The sequence below is a fragment of the Neorhizobium petrolearium genome (genome assembly GCF_029854435.1).
GTDB lineage: Bacteria > Pseudomonadota > Alphaproteobacteria > Rhizobiales > Rhizobiaceae > Neorhizobium > Neorhizobium petrolearium.
Genome location: NZ_CP123000.1, coordinates 3,173,620 through 3,200,466, shown reverse-complemented (window position 1 = coordinate 3,200,466; position 26,847 = coordinate 3,173,620). Strand labels below are relative to the sequence as shown.

Annotated in this window: 27 protein-coding genes; 18 read left to right on the top strand and 9 right to left on the bottom strand. The window is 59.9% G+C overall.

Annotated features, from left to right (window positions below):
* Positions 1–47: 47 nt before the first annotated feature.
* Both QEO92_RS15830 and QEO92_RS15825 read right to left on the bottom strand, forming a co-directional pair.
* Positions 48–983 (bottom strand): response regulator transcription factor, encoded by a 936-nt coding sequence (locus tag QEO92_RS15830; protein ID WP_227703664.1) that lies wholly within the window; start codon positions 981–983, stop codon positions 48–50.
* On the bottom strand, positions 976–4,362 hold the full coding sequence (locus QEO92_RS15825) for a hybrid sensor histidine kinase/response regulator (RefSeq protein WP_227703663.1): 3,387 nt from the start codon (positions 4,360–4,362) through the stop codon (positions 976–978). Before QEO92_RS15825 ends, QEO92_RS15830 begins: the two co-directional genes overlap by 8 nt.
* A gap of 411 nt (positions 4,363–4,773) precedes the next feature.
* On the opposite strand from QEO92_RS15825, the gene olsC reads away from it, so the two are divergent.
* On the top strand, positions 4,774–5,535 hold the full coding sequence (gene olsC, locus QEO92_RS15820) for an ornithine lipid ester-linked acyl 2-hydroxylase OlsC (RefSeq protein WP_081952780.1): 762 nt from the start codon (positions 4,774–4,776) through the stop codon (positions 5,533–5,535).
* Between the two features lie 89 nt (positions 5,536–5,624).
* Here the strand turns inward: olsC and QEO92_RS15815 are convergent, their stop codons facing one another.
* Complete coding sequence (locus QEO92_RS15815; protein ID WP_037149237.1) at positions 5,625–6,221, bottom strand: LysE family translocator; 597 nt, start codon at positions 6,219–6,221, stop codon at positions 5,625–5,627.
* Positions 6,222–6,295: 74 nt separating this feature from the next.
* A complete protein-coding gene (locus QEO92_RS15810; RefSeq protein WP_425272335.1) occupies positions 6,296–6,739 on the bottom strand; it encodes a DUF488 domain-containing protein in 444 nt (147 codons plus the stop codon).
* Positions 6,740–6,828: 89 nt separating this feature from the next.
* Here QEO92_RS15810 and QEO92_RS15805 point away from each other — a divergent pair, with 89 nt between their 5' ends.
* Entirely contained in the window at positions 6,829–7,788 is a 960-nt protein-coding gene (locus QEO92_RS15805) for a GlxA family transcriptional regulator (protein WP_037149239.1), read from the top strand.
* A gap of 50 nt (positions 7,789–7,838) precedes the next feature.
* On the opposite strand, the gene QEO92_RS15800 is transcribed toward QEO92_RS15805, so the two are convergent.
* Positions 7,839–8,495: a phytochelatin synthase family protein gene (locus tag QEO92_RS15800; protein ID WP_037149667.1), complete on the bottom strand. Its 657-nt coding sequence runs from the start codon at positions 8,493–8,495 to the stop codon at positions 7,839–7,841.
* A 100-nt stretch (positions 8,496–8,595) separates the two neighbouring features.
* Positions 8,596–8,904, bottom strand: coding sequence for a putative quinol monooxygenase (locus QEO92_RS15795; protein WP_227703662.1), 309 nt, complete (start codon positions 8,902–8,904; stop codon positions 8,596–8,598).
* Positions 8,905–9,159: 255 nt separating this feature from the next.
* Here QEO92_RS15795 and urtA point away from each other — a divergent pair, with 255 nt between their 5' ends.
* The 16 genes from urtA (at position 9,160) to QEO92_RS15715 (ending at position 24,972) form a co-directional block, all read left to right on the top strand.
* Positions 9,160–10,449, top strand: coding sequence for an urea ABC transporter substrate-binding protein (gene urtA, locus QEO92_RS15790; RefSeq protein WP_037149245.1), 1,290 nt, complete (start codon positions 9,160–9,162; stop codon positions 10,447–10,449).
* Between the two features lie 205 nt (positions 10,450–10,654).
* Entirely contained in the window at positions 10,655–12,259 is a 1,605-nt protein-coding gene (gene urtB / locus QEO92_RS15785) for an urea ABC transporter permease subunit UrtB (protein ID WP_037149248.1), read from the top strand.
* On the top strand, positions 12,256–13,428 hold the full coding sequence (urtC, locus tag QEO92_RS15780) for an urea ABC transporter permease subunit UrtC (protein WP_227703661.1): 1,173 nt from the start codon (positions 12,256–12,258) through the stop codon (positions 13,426–13,428). The genes urtB and urtC overlap by 4 nt, the downstream gene beginning before the upstream one ends.
* Before the next feature lie 19 nt (positions 13,429–13,447).
* On the top strand, positions 13,448–14,209 hold the full coding sequence (gene urtD, locus QEO92_RS15775; protein WP_037149253.1) for an urea ABC transporter ATP-binding protein UrtD: 762 nt from the start codon (positions 13,448–13,450) through the stop codon (positions 14,207–14,209).
* A gap of 2 nt (positions 14,210–14,211) precedes the next feature.
* Entirely contained in the window at positions 14,212–14,907 is a 696-nt protein-coding gene (gene urtE, locus QEO92_RS15770; RefSeq protein ID WP_037149256.1) for an urea ABC transporter ATP-binding subunit UrtE, read from the top strand.
* 220 nt (positions 14,908–15,127) lie between these two features.
* Positions 15,128–16,258, top strand: coding sequence for a CE1 family esterase (locus tag QEO92_RS15765; protein WP_227703660.1), 1,131 nt, complete (start codon positions 15,128–15,130; stop codon positions 16,256–16,258).
* Positions 16,195–17,040: an urease accessory protein UreD gene (locus QEO92_RS15760; RefSeq protein WP_227703659.1), complete on the top strand. Its 846-nt coding sequence runs from the start codon at positions 16,195–16,197 to the stop codon at positions 17,038–17,040. The genes QEO92_RS15765 and QEO92_RS15760 overlap by 64 nt, the downstream gene beginning before the upstream one ends.
* Before the next feature lie 18 nt (positions 17,041–17,058).
* Positions 17,059–17,361, top strand: coding sequence for an urease subunit gamma (locus tag QEO92_RS15755; RefSeq protein ID WP_037149263.1), 303 nt, complete (start codon positions 17,059–17,061; stop codon positions 17,359–17,361).
* A 19-nt stretch (positions 17,362–17,380) separates the two neighbouring features.
* Complete coding sequence (locus QEO92_RS15750; RefSeq protein WP_037149266.1) at positions 17,381–17,686, top strand: urease subunit beta; 306 nt, start codon at positions 17,381–17,383, stop codon at positions 17,684–17,686.
* Entirely contained in the window at positions 17,683–18,090 is a 408-nt protein-coding gene (locus QEO92_RS15745; protein WP_407721380.1) for a lysozyme inhibitor LprI family protein, read from the top strand. Before QEO92_RS15750 ends, QEO92_RS15745 begins: the two co-directional genes overlap by 4 nt.
* Before the next feature lie 56 nt (positions 18,091–18,146).
* Positions 18,147–19,856 carry an urease subunit alpha gene (gene ureC, locus QEO92_RS15740; RefSeq protein ID WP_227703658.1) on the top strand — a complete coding sequence of 570 codons (1,710 nt, stop codon included), beginning with the start codon at positions 18,147–18,149 and terminating at the stop codon, positions 19,854–19,856.
* A 200-nt stretch (positions 19,857–20,056) separates the two neighbouring features.
* Complete coding sequence (locus tag QEO92_RS15735; protein ID WP_037149273.1) at positions 20,057–20,599, top strand: peroxiredoxin; 543 nt, start codon at positions 20,057–20,059, stop codon at positions 20,597–20,599.
* Between the two features lie 126 nt (positions 20,600–20,725).
* Positions 20,726–21,187: an urease accessory protein UreE gene (ureE, locus tag QEO92_RS15730; RefSeq protein WP_227703657.1), complete on the top strand. Its 462-nt coding sequence runs from the start codon at positions 20,726–20,728 to the stop codon at positions 21,185–21,187.
* A 6-nt stretch (positions 21,188–21,193) separates the two neighbouring features.
* Positions 21,194–21,865, top strand: coding sequence for an urease accessory protein UreF (locus QEO92_RS15725; RefSeq protein WP_227703656.1), 672 nt, complete (start codon positions 21,194–21,196; stop codon positions 21,863–21,865).
* Positions 21,866–21,907: 42 nt separating this feature from the next.
* Positions 21,908–22,519, top strand: coding sequence for an urease accessory protein UreG (gene ureG, locus QEO92_RS15720; protein WP_037149281.1), 612 nt, complete (start codon positions 21,908–21,910; stop codon positions 22,517–22,519).
* 230 nt (positions 22,520–22,749) lie between these two features.
* Positions 22,750–24,972: an adenylate/guanylate cyclase domain-containing protein gene (locus tag QEO92_RS15715; protein ID WP_227703655.1), complete on the top strand. Its 2,223-nt coding sequence runs from the start codon at positions 22,750–22,752 to the stop codon at positions 24,970–24,972.
* A gap of 12 nt (positions 24,973–24,984) precedes the next feature.
* On the opposite strand, the gene QEO92_RS15710 is transcribed toward QEO92_RS15715, so the two are convergent.
* The 3 genes from QEO92_RS15710 to QEO92_RS15700 form a co-directional block, all read right to left on the bottom strand.
* A complete protein-coding gene (locus tag QEO92_RS15710; RefSeq protein WP_407721377.1) occupies positions 24,985–25,449 on the bottom strand; it encodes a YHS domain-containing (seleno)protein in 465 nt (154 codons plus the stop codon).
* A gap of 97 nt (positions 25,450–25,546) precedes the next feature.
* Positions 25,547–26,137, bottom strand: coding sequence for an ankyrin repeat domain-containing protein (locus tag QEO92_RS15705; RefSeq protein ID WP_227703653.1), 591 nt, complete (start codon positions 26,135–26,137; stop codon positions 25,547–25,549).
* A 238-nt stretch (positions 26,138–26,375) separates the two neighbouring features.
* A complete protein-coding gene (locus QEO92_RS15700; RefSeq protein ID WP_037149673.1) occupies positions 26,376–26,843 on the bottom strand; it encodes a cyclic nucleotide-binding domain-containing protein in 468 nt (155 codons plus the stop codon).
* Between the last annotated feature and the right edge of the window lie 4 nt (positions 26,844–26,847).

Sequence of the window (26,847 nt, the reverse complement as noted above, 5' to 3'; positions counted from 1 at the left end):
CGTAGGCGTTCGTTTTTTCGCGACGAACCAATCGATCGTTCAGGCCGTCACGCCGACCGCTCCTCACCATGCAGGACATGGGCGGCCTTGACGGCGGCCGATGCACGGTTCTCAACGCCGAGCTTCACATAGATCTGTTCGAGATGCTTGTTCACCGTGCGGGCCGATAACCCGAGAATATCGCCGATGTCGCGGTTCGATTTTCCCTTGGCGATCCAGAGCAAAACCTCGGATTCGCGCTGGGTCAGCGGAAAATGCTGGCGCAGCACTTCATCGTCCGGGCGCCTGTTGGCCGCCATCAAACGAAAGAGATATTCGTCGGCGCCGATCGCACCGAGGAACGAGAATTGCAGGCTCGTCTGACCGTTGTCGGCCAGCGAAAAGGCCGCGTCACGCGCAAAGCCCGGTTTGTCGCGCTCGCCCATCCAGGCGAAGACGCGCTGCGCAACGATGTCCAGACCGTCATCGCTGCCGGTGGCGGCATTGATCAGCCTTGTCGCCTGCGGGGTCGACCAGCGGATGCTGCCGTTCGCCTTGACCGCGAGGAGATGCCGACCGGCGGCGTCCAGCGCGACGCGGGCGCTCTGGGCCGAGCGGGCATTGGAAAGATGGACGCGGATACGGGCGCGCAGCTCATCGATATTGATCGGCTTAGTCAGGTAATCGACGCCGCCGGAATCGAGCGCATGCACCACATGCTCGGTCTCGGTGAGCCCGGTCATGAAGATCACCGGCACCTGTGCCACGGCAGCGTTTGTCTTAAGCTTACGGCAGGTCTCGAAACCATCCATGCCGGGCATGACCGCATCGAGCAGGATGAGGTCCGGCGTGATGCGCTCGACGATGTTCAGCGCCGCCTGGCCAGACGTTGCAATCAGCACCGAGAAACCGGATCCTTCCAGTGCCTCGGTGAGGAAACCCAGCGCTTCAGGGCTGTCGTCCACCAGAAGGACGATATCGCGCGGCAGGACCGTCTCAGCCATCATTCGTCCTCTCTGCCTCCAGCCAGGTCAGGAATTTCATATAGCCGGCGAGATCAAAAGCCTGCACATAGGCGCCAAGTTCCTCGGCGAAGGGGCGATGTTCCTCCTGCTTCGCGAGATCGGCGAGCTTTGCCTCGATGCCGCGCACGTAGCCGATTTCTCCGAGCCGCAAAAGGTCCTGCACATGGTTCGTCCCCGGACTTTTGATCGGTTTTTTCGGGCCGGCGGGGAGCGTGGCCGCTACCTCGTTCTCGTAGATCCAGACGAGACCGAGATGAGCGGCGAGCTTGTCTGCTAGCCGGCGGATATCGACGGGTTTGGCGATCGCGTCGCTATGGCCCTCGTCGCCGGTATTTGCACCGGAACCATCTCCGATATTGGCCGACAGCATGATGACAGGCGCGGTCTGGCCGATTTCGCGAAGCTTGCCGACGAGTTGCCAGCCATTCATGCCGGGCATCGAAATATCGACGAGATAGAGGTCGGGCGTCAGGCCCTCGATCAGCGTCAGGCAGTCCGGACCGCTGCCTGCGGTCAGCACCACGAAATCCATCGGAACCAGCACTTCCCGCATCAGGTCGCGATGGTCCTCATTGTCGTCCACCACCATGATGGTGCGGCGGGGGCCGGTATAGGAGACGATCTTCTTTTCTGCCGCCGGCGCCGTATTCGGCCGCTCCACGGCCGACAGCATCAGCCGTACGCGGAAGGTCGAGCCCTCGTCCTTCTTGCTGGTCGCCGCAATCTCACCGCCGAGTGTATTGGTCAGGAGCTGGGTGATGGTAAGGCCGAGGCCAAGACCCGGCATGGGGCGGATGCTGTCGGCTTCGCCGCGCTGGAAGGGCTCATAGATACGGGCGAGGTCCTTCTCGGCGATGCCACGGCCGGTATCGGAGATGGTGAAGGTCGCGACCTGGCTGCGATAGGCGACCTCGAAACGCACCTTACCCTCGTCGGTGAACTTGATCGCGTTGGAGAGCAGGTTGACGAGAATCTGGCGCAGCCGCTTCTCGTCGGTGCGGACATACTGGGGTAGGGCGCGGGAGCGTTGATGCAAGAATTCGAGCCCCTTGACCTGCGCTTGTAACCCGAACATTTCGACGATCTGGTCGAGAAAGTCCTGGATGTTGATTTCGTTGGAATAAACCTGCAGGCGACCTGCCTCGATCTTCGAAATGTCGAGCAGCCCGTCGATCAGGCCCGACAGATGGTCGGCAGAGCGCTTGATGACCTTGATCGCCGACTGGCGGGGAGCGGGGATCGTCTCGTCCCGCTCGAGGATCTGAGCATAGCCCAACACGGCATTGAGCGGCGTGCGCAGTTCATGGGAGAGGCCGACGACATAGCGGCTCTTGGCGCGGTTGGCGGATTCCGCTGTTTCCTTCGCTTCTTGAAGAGCGGCATCTGTCTTCTTGTGGGCGGCGATTTCCTTGAGCAGCAAGGTGTTCTGGCGAGAGGATTCCTCTTCCGCCACGACGCGGCTGTCATGGGCGAGCACGTAGAACCAGGAGACGATGCCGGCAATGATGGCGAAAACGAAGAAGACGATCAGCACCGTTCCCAGGATAACCTCGGCGTTGGCGGGTGCGGCCCGGCTCACCTGATAGGCGATCATGGCAAGGATCGCCCCGATCATCGAGATCGAGACGATGGCCGTCATGGCATAACGACCGAGGCGGGTCGTCAGACGCGTAATGACGCTCTCCGGCAGGAAGGAACGGGCGACGGTACCCACCTGCGTGTTCAGCCGGGCGTTCGGCTTGCACATGTCGTGGCAGCGGCTATCGAGCGAGCAGCAGAGCGAGCAGATCGGTGCGGCATAGGCCGGACACCAGGCCATGTCTTCCGGCTCAAACGGATGTTCACAGATGGAGCAGGTGATCGAGCCGAGGCTTTTCCAGCTCTGGCGCGGTTTGCGGGCAAGATAGAATTGGCCGCGCGTTGCGAAGGCGACCGCGGGCGAGATTACGAAGGCGATCAGCGTTACGTAAGTGGCAAGCGAAGCCATCAGCGGTCCGAACAGGCCGAAATGGGCGGCAAGTGCTACGCTGGCTGAGCCCAACATCGCGCCGAGCCCGACGGGGTTCACATCGTAGAGGTGGGCGCGCTTGAATTCTATGCCGGGTGGAGCAAGGCCGAGCGGCTTGTTGATGAACAGGTCCGCCGAGATGGTGCAGAGCCAGGACATGGCGATGATCGAGAAGATGCCGAGGGTGGCTTCCAGCAGACGATAGATGCCGAGTTCCATCAGCAGCAGCGCAATCGCCACGTTGAAGACCAGCCAGACGACACGACCGGGATGGCTATGAGTGAGCCGCGAGAAGAAATTCGACCAGGCGAGCGAGCCGGCATAGGCATTCATCACGTTGATCTTGAGCTGCGAGACGACCACGAAGGCGGCCATCAAGAGAAGTGCCGCCGTCTCGTTCGGGATCATGTAGCCGAAGGCGGCGAGATACATATGGGCCGGATCGGCGGCCTCGCCGATCGGAACGCCGGTCGACAACGTCAACACCGCGAGGAACGAGCCTGCCAGAAGTTTCGGCACGCCGACCACGACCCAACCGGGGCCGGCCAGGAAGATCGCCAGCCGGTGGCGCCATTTGCGCTGGCCCTCCGGCGGCAGGAAGCGCAGGAAGTCCACCTGCTCACCGATCTGCGGCATCAGCGCCAGGATGACCGCGGATGCCGCGCCGAATTCGATGAGGTCGAAGGGAGCCACGCCGCCCGCCTCGGCGTTCGAATGATGGATGCCGGCAAAGGCGCGCCACAAATCGAATTTCTCCCAGTCAAGCAAGGCGATGAACAGGAAGGGGAGAATATTCAGCACGATCCAGAAGGGCTGTGTCAGGAGTTGAAACCGCGAGATCAGCCGAACGCCGTAAATGACGAGCGGAATTACCACCGCAGCGCTGATGATATAGCCGATCCAGGGCGGAATGCCGAAGGCGAGATCCAGCGCGCCGGTCATGATCGAGGCCTCGATCGCGAACAGCATGAAGGTGAAGCTCGCATAAATCAACGAGGTGATGGTCGAACCGATATAGCCGAAGCCGGCACCGCGGGTCAGAAGATCGATATCGACGCCGTGGCGGATGGCGTAGCGGCTGATAGGCAGGCCGATGACCAGCATGGCGACGGCGGCCGCGACGATCGCGAAAAAGGCGTTTGTCGTACCGTAGGAGAGGGTGATCGTGCCACCGATCGCCTCGAGCGCCAGGAAGGAGATCGCGCCGATGGCGGTTTGCGAAATGCGGCTCGACGAAAAGCGGCGGGCGCTCTTGGCGGTGAAACGCAGTGCATAATCCTCAAGCGTCTGGTTGGCGACCCAACGGTTGTATTCGCGCCGGACGGGGATGATGCGTTGTCGCGCTGCCATGCCTAATTTCTAGCACCCAAAAGAGAAAGATCATCGAATGGGCACTTTCGGCTGTGGCGTGGCGTTTTGCAAGCATGCTTTCGCAGGTGCGAAGTGCTGGCGCGAATTCATTCGTGTGTTTCGCCGTTTGTGACAGAGATGCGCCGCTTCAACAGGCACGTCCTGATAGAGCGTTCCTTCTGCCACACGTCCGGTAATAATGTTCCAAGCTGCCACAACTGCGACACAGATGCTTGCAAGCTGGAACATGACGTCCCATGTCAAGTAACGTGCCAAAGCGGAAAAAGGCGTGATGGCAAATGCCTTGCCGCCCCAGATCAACCTTTCTTATCAGGCGCTTCACAAGTGAAACCGTCATCCCCTACAATCCCTGAACCTGAACAAAGCTTCGGTACGACCGGTATCGCACCGATGGGTCGTCCCAGTGCAATCACCCGCTTCTTCATGGCGATCGTCGCCTGGGCGGAGCGATTGAATTTCAAATATGCCAAGCTCGGCAACCCGCCGGTTTATGACAATGCAACCTTCCCCTGGACGGCCGAAATCGAGAAGGCGGCGCCTGCTATCCGCGCGGAGCTCGACCGCATTCTGGTCCGCAAGGACGAATTGCCGACCTTCCAGGACATTTCCACCGATGTGAAGACGATTTCGACCGACAAGGGCTGGAAGACGTTCTTCCTCCTCGGCTTCGGAGTGAGGTCGGAGCAGAACATCCAGGCATGCCCCGAGACCTGGAAAGCGATGCAGAAGATTCCGGGCCTGACGACCGTGATGTTCTCGATCTTCGAGCCGGGAAAACACCTGCCGGCGCATCGCGGACCTTATAACGGCGTGTTGCGCCTCCATCTCGGTCTCATCGTGCCGGAGCCGCGCGACAAGCTGGCGATCCGAGTGAAGGATCAGATTTGCCACTGGGAGGAGGGCAAGGTCCTGATTTTCGACGACGCCTACGAGCACGAGGCCTGGAACCACACGGACAAGACCCGCGTCGTGCTTTTCGTCGACTTCGTCAAGCCGCTGAAATTCCCGGCAAGGTTCGTCAATTGGCTGCTCATGCACATGGCTATCTTCACGCCCTTCATCAAGGAAGGCCTCGATAACCATAAGGAATGGGAAAAGAAGTTCTATGCACAGGCGGAAGCCTGGCGAAACCGTCCCGAGGCGAACGACTGACAGCCCGCATCGCGTGCAGCGGGGAGGTGTCTCCCCTCTCGGTGGCCGTCCTGAGAGAGGGCGGCCTTGTCGTTTCGGCTGCCCCGCCTTCACATCATCAGCGGCCAGAGCGTTGCGACGAGCAGCAGGCCCATGACGATATTGAACCATTTGAGACGTATCGGATCGGTGAGGAAGGTGCGGAGGGCCATGCCGAAGCCTGCCCAGACCGCCACGCTCGGCAGGTTGACGATGGCGATCACGAGCGTGATCGCGAGCACCGACACGAAGGGGCTTTCGTCGCTGGCATAGGCCGCCATGGCTGTCAGCGCCGCAACCCAGGCCTTCGGATTGACCCACTGGAAGGCGGCGGATTCCAGGAAGGTCAACGGCCTTGAGGCTGCTGTTTCGCCGCTTGCCACGGCGCGCGACATGGCGATCCGCCAGGCCAGATAAAGAAGATAGGCGGAGCCGGCAATCTTGAGCAGCAGGCCGACTGGCGGATAGGCGTGAATGAGGGCGCCGAGCCCGAAACCGACTGCCAGCAGCACCGAAGACAAGCCGATCGTAATGCCGAATATCTGCGGCAGCGTGCGCCGGAATCCGAAATTGGTGCCGGAAGCAAGCAGCATGAAATTGCTCGGTCCGGGCGACACAGAGCCGACAAAGGAAAACAGGGCGATGGCAAGAATGGTCTGGTAGGTCATGACAATCGGCTCCCCCACGCAGGGAGGCGATCTCCCCGCGGCGTTCAAGGATCAGGATATCGGTTAGGATCAGGTCAGAGGTGGCGGACGCTCAGCTTGCCACCCCATTTGCCGTTCAGATAGTCGCAGACGAGCTTTCGGTGGCAATGGTGCGGCTTGTCCTCCGAGCAGAGCAGACAGGAGCCGTCGAACTGCTCCGGTTTCAGCCGGCTCTCAATCTTCCGTTCGGCCATCAGGTCCAGGAAATCGTTCTGGAAGACGTTCCAGTCGCCCTTCTTCTTCTTGAATGCGGTCATGATTTCTTCGGTCGGCGCAAGCAGCGGTTCGTGCACGTAACCGGCTCCGCAGAGCGCCTTGAGAAAGAAAGCGAGGTCGTCGGACTTTGCAAACCCCGCAAGCTGTGACGTGTTGTGAAGCCTGACATCCATGACGCGCTTGACGCCTGCGGCTCTGATGCGGCCAAAGAAATCCTCGGCCGTCGTCCTGGTGAAGCCGATCGTGGTTACGTCCATGTTCATGCCCTTGTCCTCTTTCGACAATGCCATCATGGCGGAAGCCGGTGTCGCCTGCTATTGTCAATATTGACATTGTTGATGGGAATATTGCCATGAAGTTGCAGGTGTTGGCACTCGACGGTGTTTTTGATACCGGCCTTTCATCGATCCTCGACGTCTTCACAACCGCGAACGAACTTGTTTCGATGCTCTCGCTCACCGTGCCGCCCTTCGAGGTCTCGGTTGTCGGAATGCGCAACGGTGTCCGGACGGCGCAAGGACTTTGTGTCCCGGCTTCGGGTGCATTCGATCCACGCGCGGGCTGGCTCGTCATTCCGGCGATCGCCTACAAGATGCCGGAAATGCTCGTGCCGGCACTCGACCGCCCGGACATCCGGGATGCGGGTGCCTTGCTCCGGGAGGCGAGAGGGGCCGGCATGAACATCGCCGCCGCCTGTATAGGCACGTTCGTGCTTGCCGAATCCGGTCTTCTCGACGGCGAGAAGGCGACGACCACGTGGTGGCTCGCCCCGCTCTTCCGCCAGCGTTATCCCGCCGTACGTCTCGAAGATGGCCACATGCTGGTGAAGTCCGGGGCGCTGGTGACGGCGGGTGCGGCGCTCGGACATATGGACATGGCGCTCTGGCTTGTGCGGCAGGCGAGCCCGGAGCTTGCGAACCTCGTCGCACGTTATCTCATCGTCGACAGCCGACCGGCGCAATCGGCCTATGTCGTCACCGATCACCTCGCCCATGCCGATCCGCTGGTGGAGAAATTCGAACGGTGGGCGCGCGGCCGGTTGTCCGAAGGCTTTTCGCTCGACGTCGCAGCCGATGCCGTCGGCGCCAGCAAGCGCACGCTCGCTCGTCGTCTGCAGCAGGTGCTCGGCAAGACACCGCTTTCCTATTTTCAGGATTTACGGGTCGAGCGCGCAGTGCATCTCCTGAAGACCAGCGACGAGAGCCCGGACGAGATCGCCGCGCTGGTCGGTTATGCCGACGGCGTGACATTGCGTGCTTTGCTGCGCCAGAGGCTCGGGCGCGGCGTGCGGGAGATGAGGAGCAGAGAATAGGGCGTTCAACATCAGCCCCTTGCGGAAAAAATTCTCGGCGCCTGATCCCACTATTCGATCAGAAGCAGGCCCCGCTTCTTGTCGCCATCGAGAGTGTCCATTGCCAGGAACAGCCGCTCCCGCTCGATCAGCCAAGGCCGGTAGTTCTCGTTGACATCCAAAACGAACACCATGTCCTCAGCCTCCAGATATCCTCCGATGGGCGAATGATGGCCGCTGCCCGAGCCAAAGATTGTCATGCGGGCAAAATTGATGACGTAGCGTCGGCCGGGATCGTTAGCGCGCTTCATGTGTTCGTGGAACTGCTCGGCGGTCAGGTCGCGGAGAACCGAAACCTTTCGCTCGGTTTTCATTTGGGCCAGTTCGGCAAGTTCGTCCAGCGTGAGCCCGATTATGCAAAGCCCCGTCCAGCACATTCCGGTTCCATCCAGAACCTCGGCTTCTGTCGTCTCCTCCTCGCCGACGGATCGGAATGCGTTGGCAATACTCGCCGGGCCGCACCGCGATGCGTTTGTTTGCCAGGTCAGGTCCATGCCGAAGGTCGCCGCCACAGGCAGCTTCCACGCCCTGTCGACCAGATCAGGAGAACGGATGACGGACGACTGGATCGCCTCCGGCGAGACCTTTGTCTGACCGACGAAGATAAATAATGCCCCGGCGACAAGCCCGGCAGCACCGATAATGCCGAAAAATAGACCGCGCTTCATTTCCGTGCCCTCGAAGCAAAGGGTGATCTGTACAATGACCCATAGGGGCCACGACATCAATCCGGCAGGTAACGGGCGACAGCTTCTTCCAAGAGCGAGATTACTCCGAGCGGTCACTGTGGACCGGACGCCAGATCGAAATGTCGCGCGGGCCGGCGAGGAGTTCCGGCAGCGCCGCATGCCATGCGTTCCGGTAAGGACGCTTCAACTGCACCTCCAGAACGTCTTCATGATCCTCCCAGGTCTCGTAGAGCATCATGCGGTTCTCGTCGTCGGGATCGGCGTGCAGCACCGCCTGATGGAACATCGGTTCATGCCGCATGGCGTCCAGCACCTCCGTCAGCAGCATCATGAACCTCTCCCGCTGATCGGGGCGGATATCGAAACGGATGACGTAAGTTACGGCCATGGCTTTGCCTTTCTTGATCGAACAAAATTGCGGCATCGCGAGATACGCGGCGGCCTAGAACGAATAGCCGCAGGTCCGGATGAGGTCGATTACCTCCGAGGTCATAAGGCGCTCGCTGGTCGGTCGCGACCGTTCCCGGTTCTCCCCCTCGGATACGTCATTTTACGTATACGGTTTTGCGATGCAGCAACCGATAGTCGTTCAAGCAACGGTCAGTTCTTCGTTGCGGACGAACGAGAAGAGGGGTTCGAACCAATGACATTCAAGGCAAAGCTTGGCGGCGCGCTCGTTGCTGCCATTATGTCGACGACGGCGCTTCACGGCGCCTTTGCTGCCGACGACACGATCAAGATCGGCGTTCTCCATTCGCTTTCGGGCACCATGGCTATCTCCGAGACGACCCTCAAGGACGTCATGCTGATGCTCGTCGACGAGCAGAACAAGAAGGGCGGCGTTCTCGGCAAGAAGCTCGAAGCCGTCGTGGTCGATCCGGCTTCCGACTGGCCGCTGTTTGCCGAAAAGGCCCGCCAGCTGATCTCCCAGGACAAGGTCGCCGCCGTCTTCGGCTGCTGGACCTCGTCTTCGCGCAAATCGGTGCTGCCGGTCTTCGAGGAGCTGAACTCTATCCTGTTCTACCCGGTGCAGTACGAGGGTGAGGAATCCTCGCGCAACATCTTCTACACCGGTGCCGCTCCAAACCAGCAGGCCATTCCGGCGGTCGACTACCTGGCCGAGACCGAAGGCGTAGAGCGCTGGGTTCTCGCCGGCACCGACTACGTCTATCCGCAGACGACCAACAAGATCCTGAAGGCCTACCTGATGTCCAAGGGCGTCAAGGAAGAGGACATCATGATCAACTACACGCCATTCGGCCATTCCGACTGGCAGACGATCGTCTCCGACATCAAGAAGTTCGGCTCCGCCGGCAAGAAGACCGCCGTCGTCTCCACCATCAACGGTGATGCGAACGTGCCCTTCTACAAGGAACTCGGCAACCAGGGCATCAAGGCCGAGGACATCCCGGTCGTTGCCTTCTCTGTCGGCGAAGAAGAACTTGCTGGCCTCGATACCGGCCCTCTCGTCGGCCATCTCGCTGCCTGGAACTATTTCCAGTCGGTCGATGCTGACGTCAATGCCGAGTTCATCAAGGAATGGCATGCGTTCACCAAGAACGAGAAGCGCGTGACCAACGACCCGATGGAAGCCGCCTATATCGGTTTCAACGCCTGGGTGAAGGCCGTCGAAGCCGCTGGCACGACCGATACGGACGCCGTGCTCGACTCGATCATCGGCGTTGCCGTTCCGAACCTTTCGGGCGGCTATTCCACCGTCATGCCGAACCATCACATCACCAAGCCGGTGCTGATCGGCGAAATCCAGGCCGACGGCCAGTTCGAGATCGTTCAGGAAACGCCGGCAGTCGTTGGTGACGAGTGGTCCGATTACCTGCCGGACTCCAAGGACCTGATCTCCGACTGGCGCAAGCCGATGGAGTGCGGCAACTTCAACGTCGCCACCGGCAAGTGCGGCGGCAAGGGCAGCTGATCCGGCGAAGTTGAGGGCTAAACCTGCCCCTCATCCTAACCCTCTCCCCGTTTCGATGGGGAGAGGGGACGTGCCATACGGAGCGCTGACGCGGACTGGATAGGGCGCGGCAAATGTCCTTCTCCCCGCATGCGGGAGAAGGTGCCGGCAGGCGGATGAGGGGCAAGAGCCATCAACCGTCCGGCCATCCCCGGGGAACTTCGACATGCTTATCCGTCTTTTCAGTCTGATTTTCCTTATCCTTTCCGTCGCCGCGCCGGTCCAGGCGCAGAGCGATCCGAAACCTTTGATCGATGCGCTTGCCAAAGCCGATTTCAATGAGGCCGAAAAGCTGATCGGCCAGATCGCCGCGACCGGCGACACAAGGGTTGTCCCGGCGCTGGGAGCCTTCGCCGAAGGCGACCTCTATTTCCGCAAGTCGGACAACCTGGTCTTCATTGCAAAAGCCGCAGGCTCCAGTTTCGAACTGATCGACCCGCTGACGGGTGCTTCCGCCGGTACGGTTCCGAAGAGCGCCGTCACCAAGATCAGGGTGAACAACAATCTCCGTCGTGTCATCCGCTCCGTCATGGGCGGGCTTACCCTTCTGAGCCCGGACCGGGCTGTTCGCCTGCAGGCCGCCGATGCGGTGCTCCGCTCCCCAAGCCCGGAAAACCTCGAACTGGTCGAGGCAGCGCTCGCCAAGGAGACGGACGGTGAGGTCAAGGCGCGCATGGAGGAGGCGCGGGCGGTATCGGTGCTTTCCTCCAATCGTTCTGTCGACGAGAAGCGCGCCGCCATCGAGACGATCGGGAGCCTCGGCGGACGCAATGCGCTCGGTATCCTGAATTCCGTGTCCGGCTCGATCGATGCGAGCCTCAAGGGTGATCTCAATACCGCGATCTCCTCGATCGAAAGCGAACTTCAGCTCTGGGACATGGCGCAGAACGTCTGGTACGGCCTGTCGCTCGGTTCGGTCCTGCTGCTTGCCGCGATTGGCCTTGCGATCACCTTCGGCGTGATGGGCATCATCAACATGGCGCATGGCGAAATGGTCATGCTCGGCGCCTATTCCACCTTCGTGGTGCAGGATATGATCCGCTCGAACGCACCCGGCCTGTTCGACTGGTCGCTGGCGATCGCGCTGCCTGTCGCCTTCCTGGTGACGGGCGCCGTCGGCTTCGTCATCGAACGTGGCGTCATCCGCTTCCTTTACGGCCGGCCGCTCGAAACCCTGCTCGCCACCTGGGGCGTTTCGCTCATCCTGCAGCAGGCGATCCGCTCGATCTTCGGCCCGACCAACCAGGAGGTCGGCAATCCGTCATGGATGTCCGGCTCGTTCGCGCTCGGAGGGCTGACGATCACCTGGAACCGCCTGTGGATAGTGGTTTTCTCTCTGTCGATCTTCGTGGCGCTGCTGGTGGTGATGAAGAAGTCCGCCTATGGCCTCAGCATGCGGGCCGTCACCCAGAACCGCCGCATGGCGTCGTCCATGGGCATCAGGACGCCGTGGGTCGATGCGCTCACTTTCGCGCTGGGCTCGGGTATTGCGGGTATCGCCGGCGTTGCGCTTTCCCAGATCGACAACGTCTCGCCCAATCTCGGCCAGAGCTACATCATCGACAGTTTCATGGTTGTGGTCTTCGGGGGCGTCGGCAACTTGTGGGGCACGCTGGTCGGGGGGCTCTCGCTCGGCGTGCTCAACAAGTTCCTCGAACCCTCGGTCGGCGCCGTGCTTGGCAAGATCCTCGTGCTGGTGCTGATCATCCTGTTCATCCAGAAACGTCCGCGCGGCCTCTTCGCGCTCAAGGGAAGGGCGGTGGAAGCATGATCACGGGCTTCATCCTGCGCGCGCTCGAAGGCAAGATCGTCATCGCCGTCGCGATCCTTCTGGGTGTCGCCATCCTCGTGCCGGCGCTCAACCTGCTCGTCCCGTCTGACAGTGCCGTCCATATCCCGACCTACCTCATGGCGCTGATGGGCAAGTATCTCTGCTACGCGCTGCTGGCGCTGGCGCTCGATCTCGTCTGGGGTTATTGCGGCATCCTCTCGCTCGGCCACGGCGCCTTCTTCGCGCTCGGCGGTTATGCAATGGGCATGTACCTGATGCGGCAGATCGGTTCGAGGGGTGTCTACGGCAACCCGATCCTGCCGGACTTCATGGTCTTCCTCAACTGGAAGGAACTGCCCTGGTTCTGGTACGGGTTCGACTGGTTCGCTTTCGCCATGGTCATGGTGCTCTTCGTGCCCGGCCTGCTTGCGTTCGTGTTCGGCTGGTTCGCTTTCCGCTCTCGCGTCAATGGCGTCTATCTGTCGATCATCACGCAAGCCATGACCTATGCACTGATGCTTGCCTTCTTCCGCAACGACATGGGCTTCGGCGGCAATAACGGCCTCACCGACTTCAAGGACATTATCGGTTTCCCGGTTCAGGCGGATGGAACGCGCGCGGTGCTCTTCGCCATGTCGGCGATCATGCTGGCGCTCTGCCTCGTCATCGCATCGGCGATCGTCCGCTCGAAATTCGGCAAGGTTCTGGTCGGGGTGCGCGATGCGGAGAGCCGGGTGCGTTTTCTCGGCTTTAGGGTGGAAAACATAAAGCTCTTCACATTCGTCGTGTCGGCGATGATGGCGGGGGTCGCCGGGGCTCTCTTCGTGCCGCAGGTCGGCATCATCAACCCCGGCGAATTCGCGCCGGCCAACTCGATCGAAGTTGTCGTCTGGACGGCGGTCGGCGGTCGCGGCACGCTGATCGGCCCGATCATCGGCGCGGTGCTCGTCAATGCCGGTAAGAGCTTCTTCACCGGCGCCTTCCCGGAATTCTGGCTCTATGCGCTGGGGGGCCTCTTCATCGCCGTGACGCTCTTCCTGCCGAGAGGCATCGTTGGCACGATTCAGCACGGCTTCAAGGCGCGCCAGGCGCTGAAGGCCGCAGCGGAAGCCGAGAAGGGCAGGGGCGACGAAGAGGCGGTGGCGCGGGCCGTGCAGGCGGCGGAATGAGAGACGGGGGCACGAACCGATGAACACGATTGCCGAAACGAGAACGAAGAGCCTGCTCTACCTCGAAAACGTCTCCGTTTCCTTCGACGGATTCAAGGCGCTGAATTCGCTTTCCTTCGTCGTCGAACCCGGGGAACTCAGAGCCATCATCGGTCCAAACGGTGCCGGTAAGACGACGATGATGGACATCATCACCGGCAAGACCCGGCCGGATACCGGCACGGTGCTCTTCGAGGATACGGTCGATCTTACGAGACAAGACGAGGCGGATATCGCCCAGCTCGGCATCGGCCGGAAATTCCAGAAACCGACCGTGTTCGAAAGCCATACGGTCTGGGACAATCTGGAACTGGCGCTGAACCGCGACCGCGGTGTCTTCGCGACGCTCTTCTACACGCTTTCCCCCGAAGACAAGGCGCGTATCGAGGAAATTCTCGAAACGATCCGGCTGACGCATCGAAGGCAGGAACTCGCCGCCAACCTCTCGCATGGCCAGAAGCAATGGCTGGAGATCGGCATGCTGCTCGCCCAGGAGCCGAAGCTGTTGCTGGTGGACGAGCCGGTCGCGGGGATGACCGATGCCGAGACCGTCGAAACGGCGGAGCTCTTGAAAGAGATCGCCAAGACGCGATCGGTCGTCGTCGTCGAACACGACATGGGCTTCATCCGCGATCTTGGCGTCAAGGTGACCTGCCTCGCGGAGGGTTCGGTGCTGGCGGAGGGCTCGATCGATTTCGTTTCGAACGATCCGAAGGTGATCGAAAACTATCTGGGGCGGTGACCATGCTGACAGTCAACAACGTCAATCTTCACTACGGCGCGGCACAGGCGCTGCGGGGCGTCTCGATCAATGCTGACATGGGCAAGATCACGTGTGTGCTGGGGCGCAATGGCGTGGGGAAAAGCTCTCTTCTGCGCGCCATTACCGGCCAGCACGCGGTGAGCGCGGGTACGATCAGCTTTCAGGGTGAGGTGCTGAACGGCCTGCCGCCCTATGCGCGCGCCAAGCACGGGATCGGATATGTGCCGCAGGGGCGGGAGATCTTTCCGCTGCTGACCGTACAGGAGAATCTCGAAAGCGGCTATGCGCCACTCGCCCGCAAGGACAAGTTCATTCCAGATGAAATCTTCTCGCTGTTCCCGGTCTTGAAATCCATGCTCGGCCGTCGCGGCGGCGACCTTTCCGGCGGCCAGCAGCAACAGCTTGCAATCGGCCGCGCGATGGTGACACGCCCCAAGATTCTCGTCCTGGACGAGCCAACGGAAGGCATCCAGCCATCAATCATCAAGGATATCGGCCGGGCAATCCGCTATCTCCGCGATAGCACCGGCATGGCCATTTTGCTGGTCGAGCAGTATCTCGATTTCTGCCGTGAGCTTGCCGACCAAGTCTACATCATGGATCGCGGCGAGATCGTGCATGAAGGGGCCGCCGAAACACTGGATACGGCAGAAGCGAGACGGCATCTGACTGTCTGATGCTAGTATTTCGCCGGTGAATGTTTGTATCGCATCGCAGTATTTCGTGCGTTTCATACCGGGCTGATGTGTGTTACCAAGGCCGTGTTTAGGGCATATTCCGATATCGTTGACACACCACTCTTGCACCCATGATGAGGCGCTGATGGAATTTGCATGCGTTGCTGGTAGGCTTGCCAACACTGCTCTTACTCGCATGATCGCGGTAGGGGCTTTTTTCTTGGCTGCAAGCGGGGCCTATGCGGGTTGCGGCCAGCCGATGGAGCCGGGACGCCATCCGATGATTGTCGAGGCCGATGGTAGCACTCGCTCTGTGGTCTATTTCATCCCGTCCTCCTATACCGGCAAGGACAAGGTTCCGGTCGTTTTCGATTTCCATGGCAGCAACAGCAATCCAGATGGCCAACTGAACAGAAGCTCGTGGGACAAGGTCGCGGAAAAGAACGGCTTCATTGTCGTTGCGCCGCAAGGCAGCCTGCCCGGCAAGTTTACCGGCACCTATGCCTGGAACGTTCCTTTTGTGACCAGGCAAGAGGGCGGCCTCGACGAGATCGCCTTCATTCAGCAGGCGCTGAAGACCGTGAAGGAGGAATTCTGTGTTGATCCGGCCCGCATCTACGGATCGGGTTATTCCGGCGGCGGTCGCATGCTCTCGGCCTATCTCTGCTCCGGCCGCGACGATTTTGCAGCTGTCGGCGTCGTGCATTCATTGCGCGCAGGCCGCCCCGTGGAGATCGGCGGAAAATGGGTGCCGGATCAGGCCAATTGCAATCCGGCCCGCCCCGTCTCGATCATGGCTTTCGCCGGCCTGAAGGACACGGCGAACCCTTACGCCGGCGGCGGCAGCGCTTACTGGCAATACGGTTTCAAAGTAGCGATCCAGCGCTGGACGGAACTGGACGGCTGCAAGGGCGACGGCAATCCCAAGACCGTCGAGGATGTTACGTTCAGCCTCTACGGCGCCTGCAAAAGCGGTGCGCGCATTGCATCCTATGTCTTTGCCAATGGGACGCATGCCTGGCCGAAGCAGGCTCCTGCGACGGAAGCCGTGCTGGCGGCCGCCAAGGACGGCGCCGCGAGCGTCGTCCCGGCCGTGTCCGTCGCGTCCGCCAAGCCCGCGTTCGATCCGAATGTTGATCCTGCGTCGCGGATGTGGGAGTTCTTCGGTAAGGCCGACAGTACCGATGTCGTCGCCACCGCCGTCCCGGCCAAGATCAGTTCCGGGACTGCGTCTGGCACGGGTGTTGCATCGGACTGCGGAACGCAAGCCGATCTTCAGGGGAATACGTGCAACAGCAGCCAGCCGACCGATATGCGCCGCAGCGGGCAAGAGGGGCTGGGCGCCTTGTAACCAAGGCTTTCGGCGGGCGCACGAAGCTTGCCGAATTCTTCCAGGAAGGCTGCGCAAAAATACGCCTTCCGGAGACATTTTCGCCTGAAATGGAGGCGATCCTCATCAATACGTCAGGGGGACTGACGGGCGGCGACGCGATCGAATGGTCCGTCGCCGCTGCGGCTTCCACGAAGCTTTCGATCACCACCCAGGCGAACGAGAAGATTTACAAGGCCGCCGCCGGTACGGCCTCCGTATCCACCCATATCACCGTGGGCAAAGATGCTTGCCTCCACTGGCTTCCTCAGGAAACGATCCTCTTCGACCAGGCTTCGCTGACGCGCAGGCTCGACGTCGATCTTGCCGAAACCTGCGAATTCCTGGCCGTCGAAGCCGTGCTGCTTGGTCGCAAGGCCATGGGCGAGGCGGTTCGTGGCGGTTTCTTCCGCGATCGCTGGCGAGTGCGCCGGTCAGGCAGGCTCATCCACGCCGAAGAGATGAAATTCGAAGGTGAGATCCAGCGTCTCGCAGACGCTGCGGCGGTCCTGTCAGGCCAGATCGCTTTCGCAACTCTTTTCTATTCCGGCCCGCTTGCCGAGGCGCTTTTCCCGAAACTGAGAGCTTGCCTCGCGGGTACGTCGGGGGGCGCGAGCCCATGGACTGGCGGTGCCAGCCACTGGAACGGCAAGCTGGTCGCCCGGCTTGTGGCGCCGACCGGATTCGAACTGAGAAAAATCCTGGTACCGGCAATTTCCGTATTGCGTAACGGCGCGCCAGTGCCGAAAGTCTGGAATATCTGATCTTATTGCGGGATTCCCATGAACCTCACCCCCAGAGAAAAAGACAAGCTTCTGATCGCTATGGCGGCGATCGTCGCCCGCCGCCGGCTCGAACGCGGCGTCAAGCTCAACTATCCGGAAACGGTGGCGCTGATCACCGACTTCGTCGTGGAAGGTGCGAGAGATGGCCGTTCGGTTGCCGATCTGATGGAGGCCGGTGCGCATGTCGTCACCCGCGATCAGGTGATGGAAGGGATAGCCGAGATGATCCACGACGTGCAGGTGGAAGCGACTTTTCCGGACGGGACCAAGCTCGTCACCGTGCATGAACCGATACGTTAATTCACTGGGAGATTGAATCATGATTCCGGGCGAAGTGATTGCAGCAGAAGGTGAAATCGAGCTCAATGCCGGTGCGCCGACCGTTGCCGTCGAAGTATCCAACACCGGCGACAGGCCGGTTCAGGTGGGCAGCCATTACCACTTCTTCGAGACCAACAATGCTCTCTCCTTCGACCGGGAAAAGGCGCGTGGCATGCGGCTCGATATCCCGGCAGGGACCGCAGTCCGCTTCGAGCCCGGTCAGACACGTTCCGTCACGCTGATCCCGCTTTCGGGCAAGCGCGCCGTCTATGGCTTTCAGCAGAAGATCATGGGTGCACTGTGAGATTGACGATTGCCGTCGCCATTCTGGCGTTTTCCGCTCTTCCCGTCCTCGCTCAGGAGCCGAAACCTGACTGCAAGAACCCGATCACGCAGATGGAGATGACCTATTGCGAAGAACAGGAGCTGGATGCCGCTGACAAGATACTCAACGCGGAGTATCAGAAGGCCCGCAAGGCCATGAAGACCTGGGACGCCGATGCGGAGGGGAATTTCAAGGGGGCTGAAGATGCGCTCGTAAAGGCGCAGCGCGCCTGGATCGCCTATCGCGACGCGCAGTGCGCATCCTATGGATTCCAAGCCCGCGGCGGCACGATGGAGCCGATGCTCATCTACGGCTGCCAGGCGGAGCTTACCCGCAAGCGTACCGAAGAACTCAAAGACCTGATCGAGGCTATGGGGAACTGAGTTCCCCATAAGCGTACCGTTTTCGAAACTGGCCGAAATTCAAAGGTAGACCGACCATGCCCCATAAGATGTCCCGCGCCGCCTATGCCAGCATGTTCGGTCCGACCGTGGGCGACAGGGTCAGGCTGGCCGATACCGAGCTCTTCATCGAGGTGGAGAAGGACTTCACCACCTATGGCGAGGAGGTGAAATTCGGCGGCGGCAAGGTCATCCGCGACGGCATGGGCCAGAGCCAGGCGACGCGGGCGGAAGGCGCGGTCGACACCGTGATCACCAATGCGCTGATTGTCGACCATTCCGGCGTCTACAAGGCTGATGTCGGTCTCAAGGACGGCCGCATCCATGCGATCGGCAAGGCTGGCAATCCGGATACGCAGCCGGGTGTGACGATCATCGTCGGCCCCTCGACCGAGGCGATCGCCGGCGAGGGCAAGATACTGACCGCTGGCGGTATGGATGCGCATATCCATTTCATCTGCCCGCAGCAGATCGAAGAAGCACTGATGAGCGGCGTTACCTGCATGCTGGGCGGCGGCACCGGCCCGGCGCATGGCACGCTTGCCACCACCTGTACCGGCGCCTGGCATATCGAGCGGATGATCGAGAGCTTCGATGCTTTCCCGATGAACCTCGCACTTGCCGGCAAAGGCAATGCGTCACTGCCGAAGCCGCTGGAAGAGATGATCCTGTCCGGCGCCTCTTCGCTCAAGCTGCACGAGGATTGGGGGACGACGCCGGCCGCGATCGACAACTGCCTGACAGTCGCCGATCAATATGATGTGCAGGTGATGATCCACACGGATACGCTCAACGAAAGCGGTTTCGTGGAGGATACGGTCGCAGCCATCAAGGGACGCACCATCCACGCCTTCCATACCGAGGGGGCGGGCGGTGGGCACGCTCCGGATATCATCAAGGTCTGCGGGCAGCCGAATGTCATTCCATCCTCCACCAACCCGACCCGGCCTTATACGGTCAACACGCTCGCCGAGCATCTCGACATGCTGATGGTCTGCCATCACCTGTCGCCGTCCATTCCCGAAGACATCGCCTTTGCCGAAAGCCGCATCCGAAAGGAAACGATCGCGGCGGAAGACATCCTGCACGATATCGGCGCCTTCTCGATCATTTCTTCGGACAGCCAGGCCATGGGCCGTGTCGGGGAAGTGGCGATCCGTACCTGGCAGACAGCCGACAAGATGAAACGCCAGCGCGGACGGCTGAAGGAAGAGGCCGGCGACAACGACAATTTTCGCGTCAGGCGCTATATCGCCAAGTATACAATCAACCCGGCGATCGCTCACGGTGTCAGCCACGAGATCGGCTCCGTCGAGGTCGGCAAGCGCGCCGATCTCGTACTCTGGAACCCGGCCTTTTTCGGTGTGAAGCCGGAGATGGTGCTGCTCGGAGGTTCGATTGCGGCTGCCCCGATGGGTGATCCAAACGCCTCGATCCCGACGCCACAGCCGATGCACTACCGGCCGATGTTTGCCGCCTACGGAAAGCTGAGGACGAATTCCTCGATTACCTTCGTCAGCCAGGCATCGCTCGATGCCGGCCTGTCCCAGCGCCTCGGCGTCGCCAAGAAACTGGTGGCGGTGAAGAACGTCCGTGGTGGTATTTCCAAGGCGTCGATGATCCATAATTCGGCGACCCCGCATGTGGAGGTCGATCCTGAGATCTACGAAGTCCGGGCGGATGGGGAACTCCTGACCTGCGAGCCAGCCACCGTGCTGCCGATGGCTCAACGCTACTTCCTGTTCTGAGATCGAATTCGAGGCGTAGGCGACAATGAACCGGTGCACATCGACCGGTTCATTGTCACTCATGCATGCATGGAGCGCATGGCTGTTATGTCGCAGACCTTTGATGCTGCACTGCAAGATATTTTACGTTAGTTTTTGTCGTCTCATTCAGGCGGTCGCCCAAGCCGTCGATTTTCCACGATTTCAGGAGAGTTGAATCCATGCTTATTGGAAAACGCATTCCCAATGTGACGTTCCGGACCCGCGTGCGCGACGAATCGATCGGCGGTCCGAATCCATTCCGTTGGGAAGATAAGACGACAGCAGATTATTTCGGCGGAAAACGTGTCGTACTCTTCTCTCTCCCGGGCGCCTTCACGCCGACCTGCTCGACCTATCAGCTGCCGGATTTCGAAAAGCTTGCCGGCGAGTTCAAGGCAGAAGGCATCGATGAGATCTACTGCATCTCCGTCAACGACGCCTTCGTCATGAATGCCTGGGGAAAGAGCCAGAACCTTGAAAAAGTGAAGCTCATCCCGGATGGTTCGGGTGAATTCACCCGCAAGATGGGCATGCTGGTCGCCAAGGACAATCTCGGCTTCGGCATGCGTTCCTGGCGTTATGCGGCCATTATCAATGACGGCATCGTCGAGCAGTGGTTCGAGGAGGAAGGTTATTCCGACAACTGCGATTCCGACCCTTATGGCGTTTCTTCGCCGCAGAACATCCTGGAAAATCTGAAGTCGACCAAGATCGCCGCTTGATCTGGTGCATTCCGCTCCACCCAAAACCCGGACGCGAGTCCGGGTTTTTTTGTTCACTGCCCAAAGGTCTTGCTCGCGGCGGCAAGCTCCGCAATGATGCGGTTTTCGCAGTCAGACGAGTGTCCCATGCAGCATATCCGTTCCTACCATCCCGCCGGCGTCATCACTGATCCGCCCGTCGATGTCGTGACCTTGCCGCATGACCTGCGTCATCTGCGCCGCAAGCTGCTGCATCTTTCCAACGGCGACATGGTGATGCTCGACCTCAAGGATGCAGTGCTTTTCCACCACGGGGACCGTCTGGTGCTCGACAATGGCGACACTGTCGAGGTAAGAGCCGCACCCGAAAAGCTCTTCGAGGTGAAGGCGCGCGACACGCTGCACTTGATCGAGCTTGCCTGGCATCTCGGCAACCGGCATCTTTCGGCGCAGATCGAGGAAGGCCGTATCCTCATCCTGCGCGATCACGTGATCCGGTCGATGCTCGAAGGGCTCGGCGCGATCGTGACGGAGGTTGAGGAACCGTTCCAGCCGGCTCGCGGTGCCTATCATTCCCATGGTGGGCATTCCCATGACCATCATGATTGAGTCTGCATGAGCCAGGGTCTCGATACACCGGCGCTGCTGAGGCTGATGGCCTGGTTGTCGCCGGCCTTCCCGATCGGCGGTTTCGCCTGGTCCGGCGGGCTGGAGCGGGCAGCATTCGACGGTCTGGTGAAAGATGCAGGAAGTCTGGCCGGTTGGCTTTCGACCCTGCTGCAACATGGTGCGTTATGGAACGATGCGGTGCTGTTTGCGGAAGCCTGGCGGCAGTTCGAGGATGAGGCTTCACTGAAAGAGATAGCGGCGCTGGCGCTGGCGCTGGCCGGTTCGGCGGAGCGGTTCACCGAGACGCTCTCGCTCGGCAAAGCTTTTGTTGTCGCAGCCTCCGCCTGGCCGCATCCGGCTTTCGATCGCCTGCCGAAAGATGTGCCGTTTCCGGTCGCTGTCGGTTCGGTGGCTGCCGCACATGGCGTCCCGTTGGACCAGGCACTCGCTGCCTATCTGCATGCAATGGTCTCGCAATCGGTCTCGGCCGGCATCCGGCTTGGCGTCTGTGGGCAGACGGAGGGAGTCAAGATCCTCGCAGACCTGGAAGGATTGATCGAAGAGGTTGCCAAGAATGCCGCGCGGGCGACGACGGATGATCTCGGCGGTGCCACGGTGCAAGCGGAGATTGCATCACTCCAACATGAAACGCAAAACACGCGGCTTTTCCGTTCGTAGGAACAGGCTAAAGCTAATCAGCAAAATGAGAAAGGACGGCATATGAAATCGGCGAACGGCCCCTTGCGCGTCGGTATCGGCGGGCCTGTCGGCTCTGGTAAAACGGCGCTGACGGAAAAACTCTGCAAGGCGATGCGGGAAGACTACTCCGTCGCGGTCGTCACCAATGACATCTATACCAAGGAGGATGCCGAAGCGTTGGTGCGCATGCAGGCGCTCTCATCAGACCGTATCGTCGGTGTCGAAACGGGCGGCTGCCCGCATACAGCGATCCGCGAGGACGCGACGATCAATCTTCAGGCGATCGCCGGCTTGACGGAGCGAATTCCGGACCTCGACGTGGTCTTCATCGAATCCGGCGGCGACAATCTGGCGGCGACCTTTTCACCCGATCTTGCCGACATCACCATCTATGTGATTTCGACCTGCCAGGGGGAGGAGATTCCGCGCAAAGGCGGGCCGGGCATTACCCGCTCGGACCTCCTGATCATCAACAAGAAGGACCTGGCACCTTATGTCGGCGTCGATCTCGACGTGATGGATCGCGATGCATCTCGCATGCGCGAGACAAAGCCGCATCTCTTCACCGATCTGAAGCGCGGCGAAGGCGTGGACCATGTGGTCCGGTTCCTGAAGGAACAGGGCGGGCTCTGAGCCGCCCGAGGCAGGCTATGCAAACAATGTTGGCCGGCGGCTTTTGGCGACCGGTCAGTGTTGAGCGGTCGGGCGCGCCTCATTGCCGAGTTTCCCGACGGGGGGACGCCACGCCGCCCTCTACCTTTGCCTTTTCGGCTTCTCCTCCAATCACAAGCTGAATCGCTTGTTTGATGGCTTCGGCGCCGCGGGTGTTGTAACATAATCGCTAATATATTCTGTGAGGGAGCATGGAACGCCGTCTCGCAGCCATCCTGATTGCAGATGTCGTCGGTTACAGCCATCTGAGCGAGATCGACGAGGAGAGAACACGAGCGCAATTTCACTTCGATGCCGAGAGCATCTTCTTCCCCGCTATTGAAGCCAACAATGGTCGGTTGGTGAAGACGATAGGGGATGGCCTTCTTGTGGAATTTCATAGCGTCGTCGACGCCCTGCGTTGCGCGCTCGACGTGCAGGTGCTGAAAGCCGAGCGAAACGCTTCGGTTCCGCCGGATCAGCAAATGAAGTTTCGCATAGGCATCAACCTTGGCGACATTATCGTCGAGGGAGAGGATATCCATGGCGACGGCGTCAACATTGCCGACCGGATACAGGCGCTTGCGGAACCCGGAGGCATAGCAGTCTCCGGTTCTACCTATGATCAGCTGAAATCCAAGCTTCCCGTCGGATATCTATCGCTCGGCCGGCAGAAGATAAAAGGTATCGCCGAGCCAATCAGGGTCTATCGCGTTCTGCTTCAGCCTGCTGCGGCCGGGAAAACGATCGCCAGCAGAGGGCGCTGGTGGCCCTGGGTCCATGTCGTCACAATCCTAGTCTGCGGGCTTCTCCTGGCGAGCATGGTTTACTGGTGGCAGCCCTGGTCGCCTTCACAATCCCAGGGAGCGATAGGCCGCTTTGCCTATCCCCTGCCGGACAAGCCGTCCGTTGCCGTCCTGCCTTTCATCAACGTGAGCGGTGATGCGACGCACGATCACCTTGCGGAGGGATTGACGGACGATCTCATCACCGAATTGTCCAAGGTGTCCGGTCTTTTCGTCATCGCACGTCATTCGGTCTTCGCCGTTCGGAATACGTCCGGAACGATCCAGGACGTTGCTGCCGAATTGGGGGTCCAATATGTCCTGGAGGGAACGCTGCAACGGGATGGGCTTCGCCTGCGCATCAATGTCAAATTGATCGAGGCGATGACCGGTCTTTCTCTTTGGGCGGAGAAATATGACCGGAAATATGCCGACCTGTTCGCGGTTCAGGATGATGTGATCGGCAAGATCATATCGGCCCTAGCGGTGAAACTGAGCCAGGGTGAACGGACGCAACTGGCACGCATACCGACCGACAATCTGGAAGCATACGATTATTATATGCGTGCCGAGCATGAAGGCTTCATATACGGCGACGTTGCCACCTACCGCCGAACGCTGTCTTTCTATCAGAAGGCCATCGATCTTGATCCCGGTTTTGCGAATGCGCATGCTGGCATCGCCCGCGTGGCGGTCGACGTCTGGCGGAACGACTACAATTTCCTGTGGTCTGCGGCCATTGCCAGGAAGATCGCCTATGACGCCGCCGGGCAGGCTCTGAAGCTGGACCCGAACAACGCGCGCGCCCATGCGGTCCTTGCATTGTTGCAGTGGGTTGACGGCCGCGAGACGGAGGCGCTGGAGTCCGCCAAAACAGCAATTGCAGCGCAGCCGAACGACGCCGAGGCCTATGGTAATCTGGCACTCATATTGGCCCATACCGGCGACCGAGGGCAGGCGATCACCGAAATCGAGAGGGCGTTGCGACTTGACCCTTCGCCGGCGCCCGGATTCCAACTGCTCGCCGGTATCGTCTTTTATACGGCGCGGGAATATCGGCGGGCTATCCCGCTGATCGAGGCGGCACTCGGCGACCTGCCCAGAGCCGAACCGGCGCGCGAATATCTCGCCGCCGCCTATGCCAGTGAGGAGGATCAGGCACGCGCTGCACAGGAAGCGGAAAAACTTCTCGAGCTATTTCCTGAAAGCAACCTGACCTACTACAGTTATCTCTATGATTACTGGCGCGACGAAGATCTCGATCGTCATCTGGCAGCACTGAAGTCAGCCGGCGTGCCGCAATGGCCTTTCGCTTTCCAAGGCAAGGATGCCGATCGTGTCAAGGGAACGGATCTCCGCGATCTGATCGACAGCCGGACATGGGTCGGCAGGCACAAGAACGGTACCGATTTCATGCAGTATTTCGACAAGACCGGAAAAACGGCCTATCGCAGCACCAACACAAACATCACTGGCGTCGTTGAAATTCAGGGCGACAGTCTGTGTGAAAAATTCGATGGGTATTTTCTGGACAGATTGGTATGCGGTCAGGTTTTCCGCAATACGGATTCAACCGGGCGGAACGATACCTACGTCCATGTCACGCCGCGCTCCCTGCAGTTCTTCTCATTGGCACGCGATGGGCACTAATCTTGAATCCGGTCATTGGGCAGCAGGATGCAGCCAGTCTCCGTGCATTTTTTCAGAAATCAGCGTCTGCTGAACTTCGGACCAGTGCCTTTGCGAATCGACGACCTTTGTGGGGTTCTTTTCCAGACCTTCAGCGGCGCCGGGGTCGTAACTTATATAAAGTTTGCCATCGATGATGCGCCAGGCACGCGGATCGACATTTGTGGTTACCGTTCCGAACGAAACGCCGTCGGCGCAATAGCCGCCATATTGAGGCGCATAGCTGGATGGGTCCTTGACGAAAAGATCGCGGTTTTCCGCGCTCGAAAAATGCCAGACCGCTCCGAGCCAGCGATGGGAATATTTTTCGCTCCCTTCAACAGCTTTGCCTTCGACAAAATAAGCAACCGGATCATATCCCTTGATTGCGACATCGCCAAAGTAACCGGTGTTGACCACATCTTCCGCAAAAGCCGGCTGGGAGAGTGAAATCAACATGGCAGCGCCGCCGATGGCCAATATGTTCGGCATGCTTGCCTTCAGACCGTTGCGAGACATCTCAGTCCTCCATTCGTATTTCGTCCCAAGGATCAGGCTATTTGCGCCTGATGCATTCGTTGTAGAGCGGCTCGCCGACGAGTTCGGCTTTCTGACAGATCGCTCCAGCCTTCATTAAAAGTTCGGCAACATTCCAATAGCCGCGCCATCCGGCTTGTGTGAGGGGAGTATAACCGTTCCTCTCGGCGGCTTCGATATCGGCCTTATTTGCCAATAGAAAGGCCACGACGTCGGCATGACCTTCTTCCGCTGCTGCATGCAATGGCGACATCTTGTAGAAGTTCTTGGCATCATTGACGGCCGCGCCCTTTGCCACGAGCAGTTTCACGACATCCAGATTTCCGGCATAGGAGGCAGCATGCAATGCAGTCAGTCCGCCTTTGTTTCGGACCTCTATATCGGCGCCTCTTTCGAGCAGAAGCGCCACGGCATCGACCCGACCCTTTAGAGATGCCAGTACAAGTGCCGGATCTCCTGCCTCGTTCGGTTCTGACATATCGGAGCCGCCATCCAGCGAGCGCTTGATAAGCTCCAGATCTCCCTGTTCAGCGGCATCTTGCAGAGGGCCAGCCGAAGCAACACCGGCGACCAGCACAACGGCAAAGAAGATTGATCCAAAGGAAACCACGGCACGCCCTCTCCCTACATCGGGTCACGGCCTGATGGTCGTTCTCAAAGGCAGGCCAGTGTTATCGCGGCAACGTTGAATATTAGCATTTTTCAATTTCTTCGGCAAGTTATGCGTGTCGCGCGACCTTATGATGCCGTCAAAGTAAAGATTTTCAGCCTAAAAGACTGCAATAACAGCAGCTATCCATGTGAAGTCGAGATTTCTGCAAGACCATTATTTATCGGTATCGGCCGTTTTATTGGGCGGTCGAAGGCGGATTCAATGCGCGGGCTGCGGTCAGCTCGGCGGTGGCATGGCTCAACCGCGCGGCAAGCATGCGCATGATCTCCACGGCCACTTGGGGAAAATCGTTCACGAGTTCCAGGAAATGTTCCTTTTTGATCCGTAGGACCTCAAGTGCAGATGTGGCGCGCACGGTGGCCGTGCGAGAAACATCGCAGAGAACCGCGATCTCTCCAACGATGGCGTTCTCTCCGACATCGGCCACCTTGATCTCTCCCGCCGGCGAGGAAACGATAATATCAGCCGTTCCAGAAAGTATCACATAGACCGCGTCGCCCACGTCGCCCTGTCGGCATAGGTCCTGGCCCTGGCGGTAGGTCATCCGGTCGGAGGCAAAAGCAAGCAGCTTGAGCTTCGCCGGCTTGATCCGGGCCAAGATGGGTACCTGTCTCAGCATTTCGACTTCGTCTATCAGCAAAATAAGC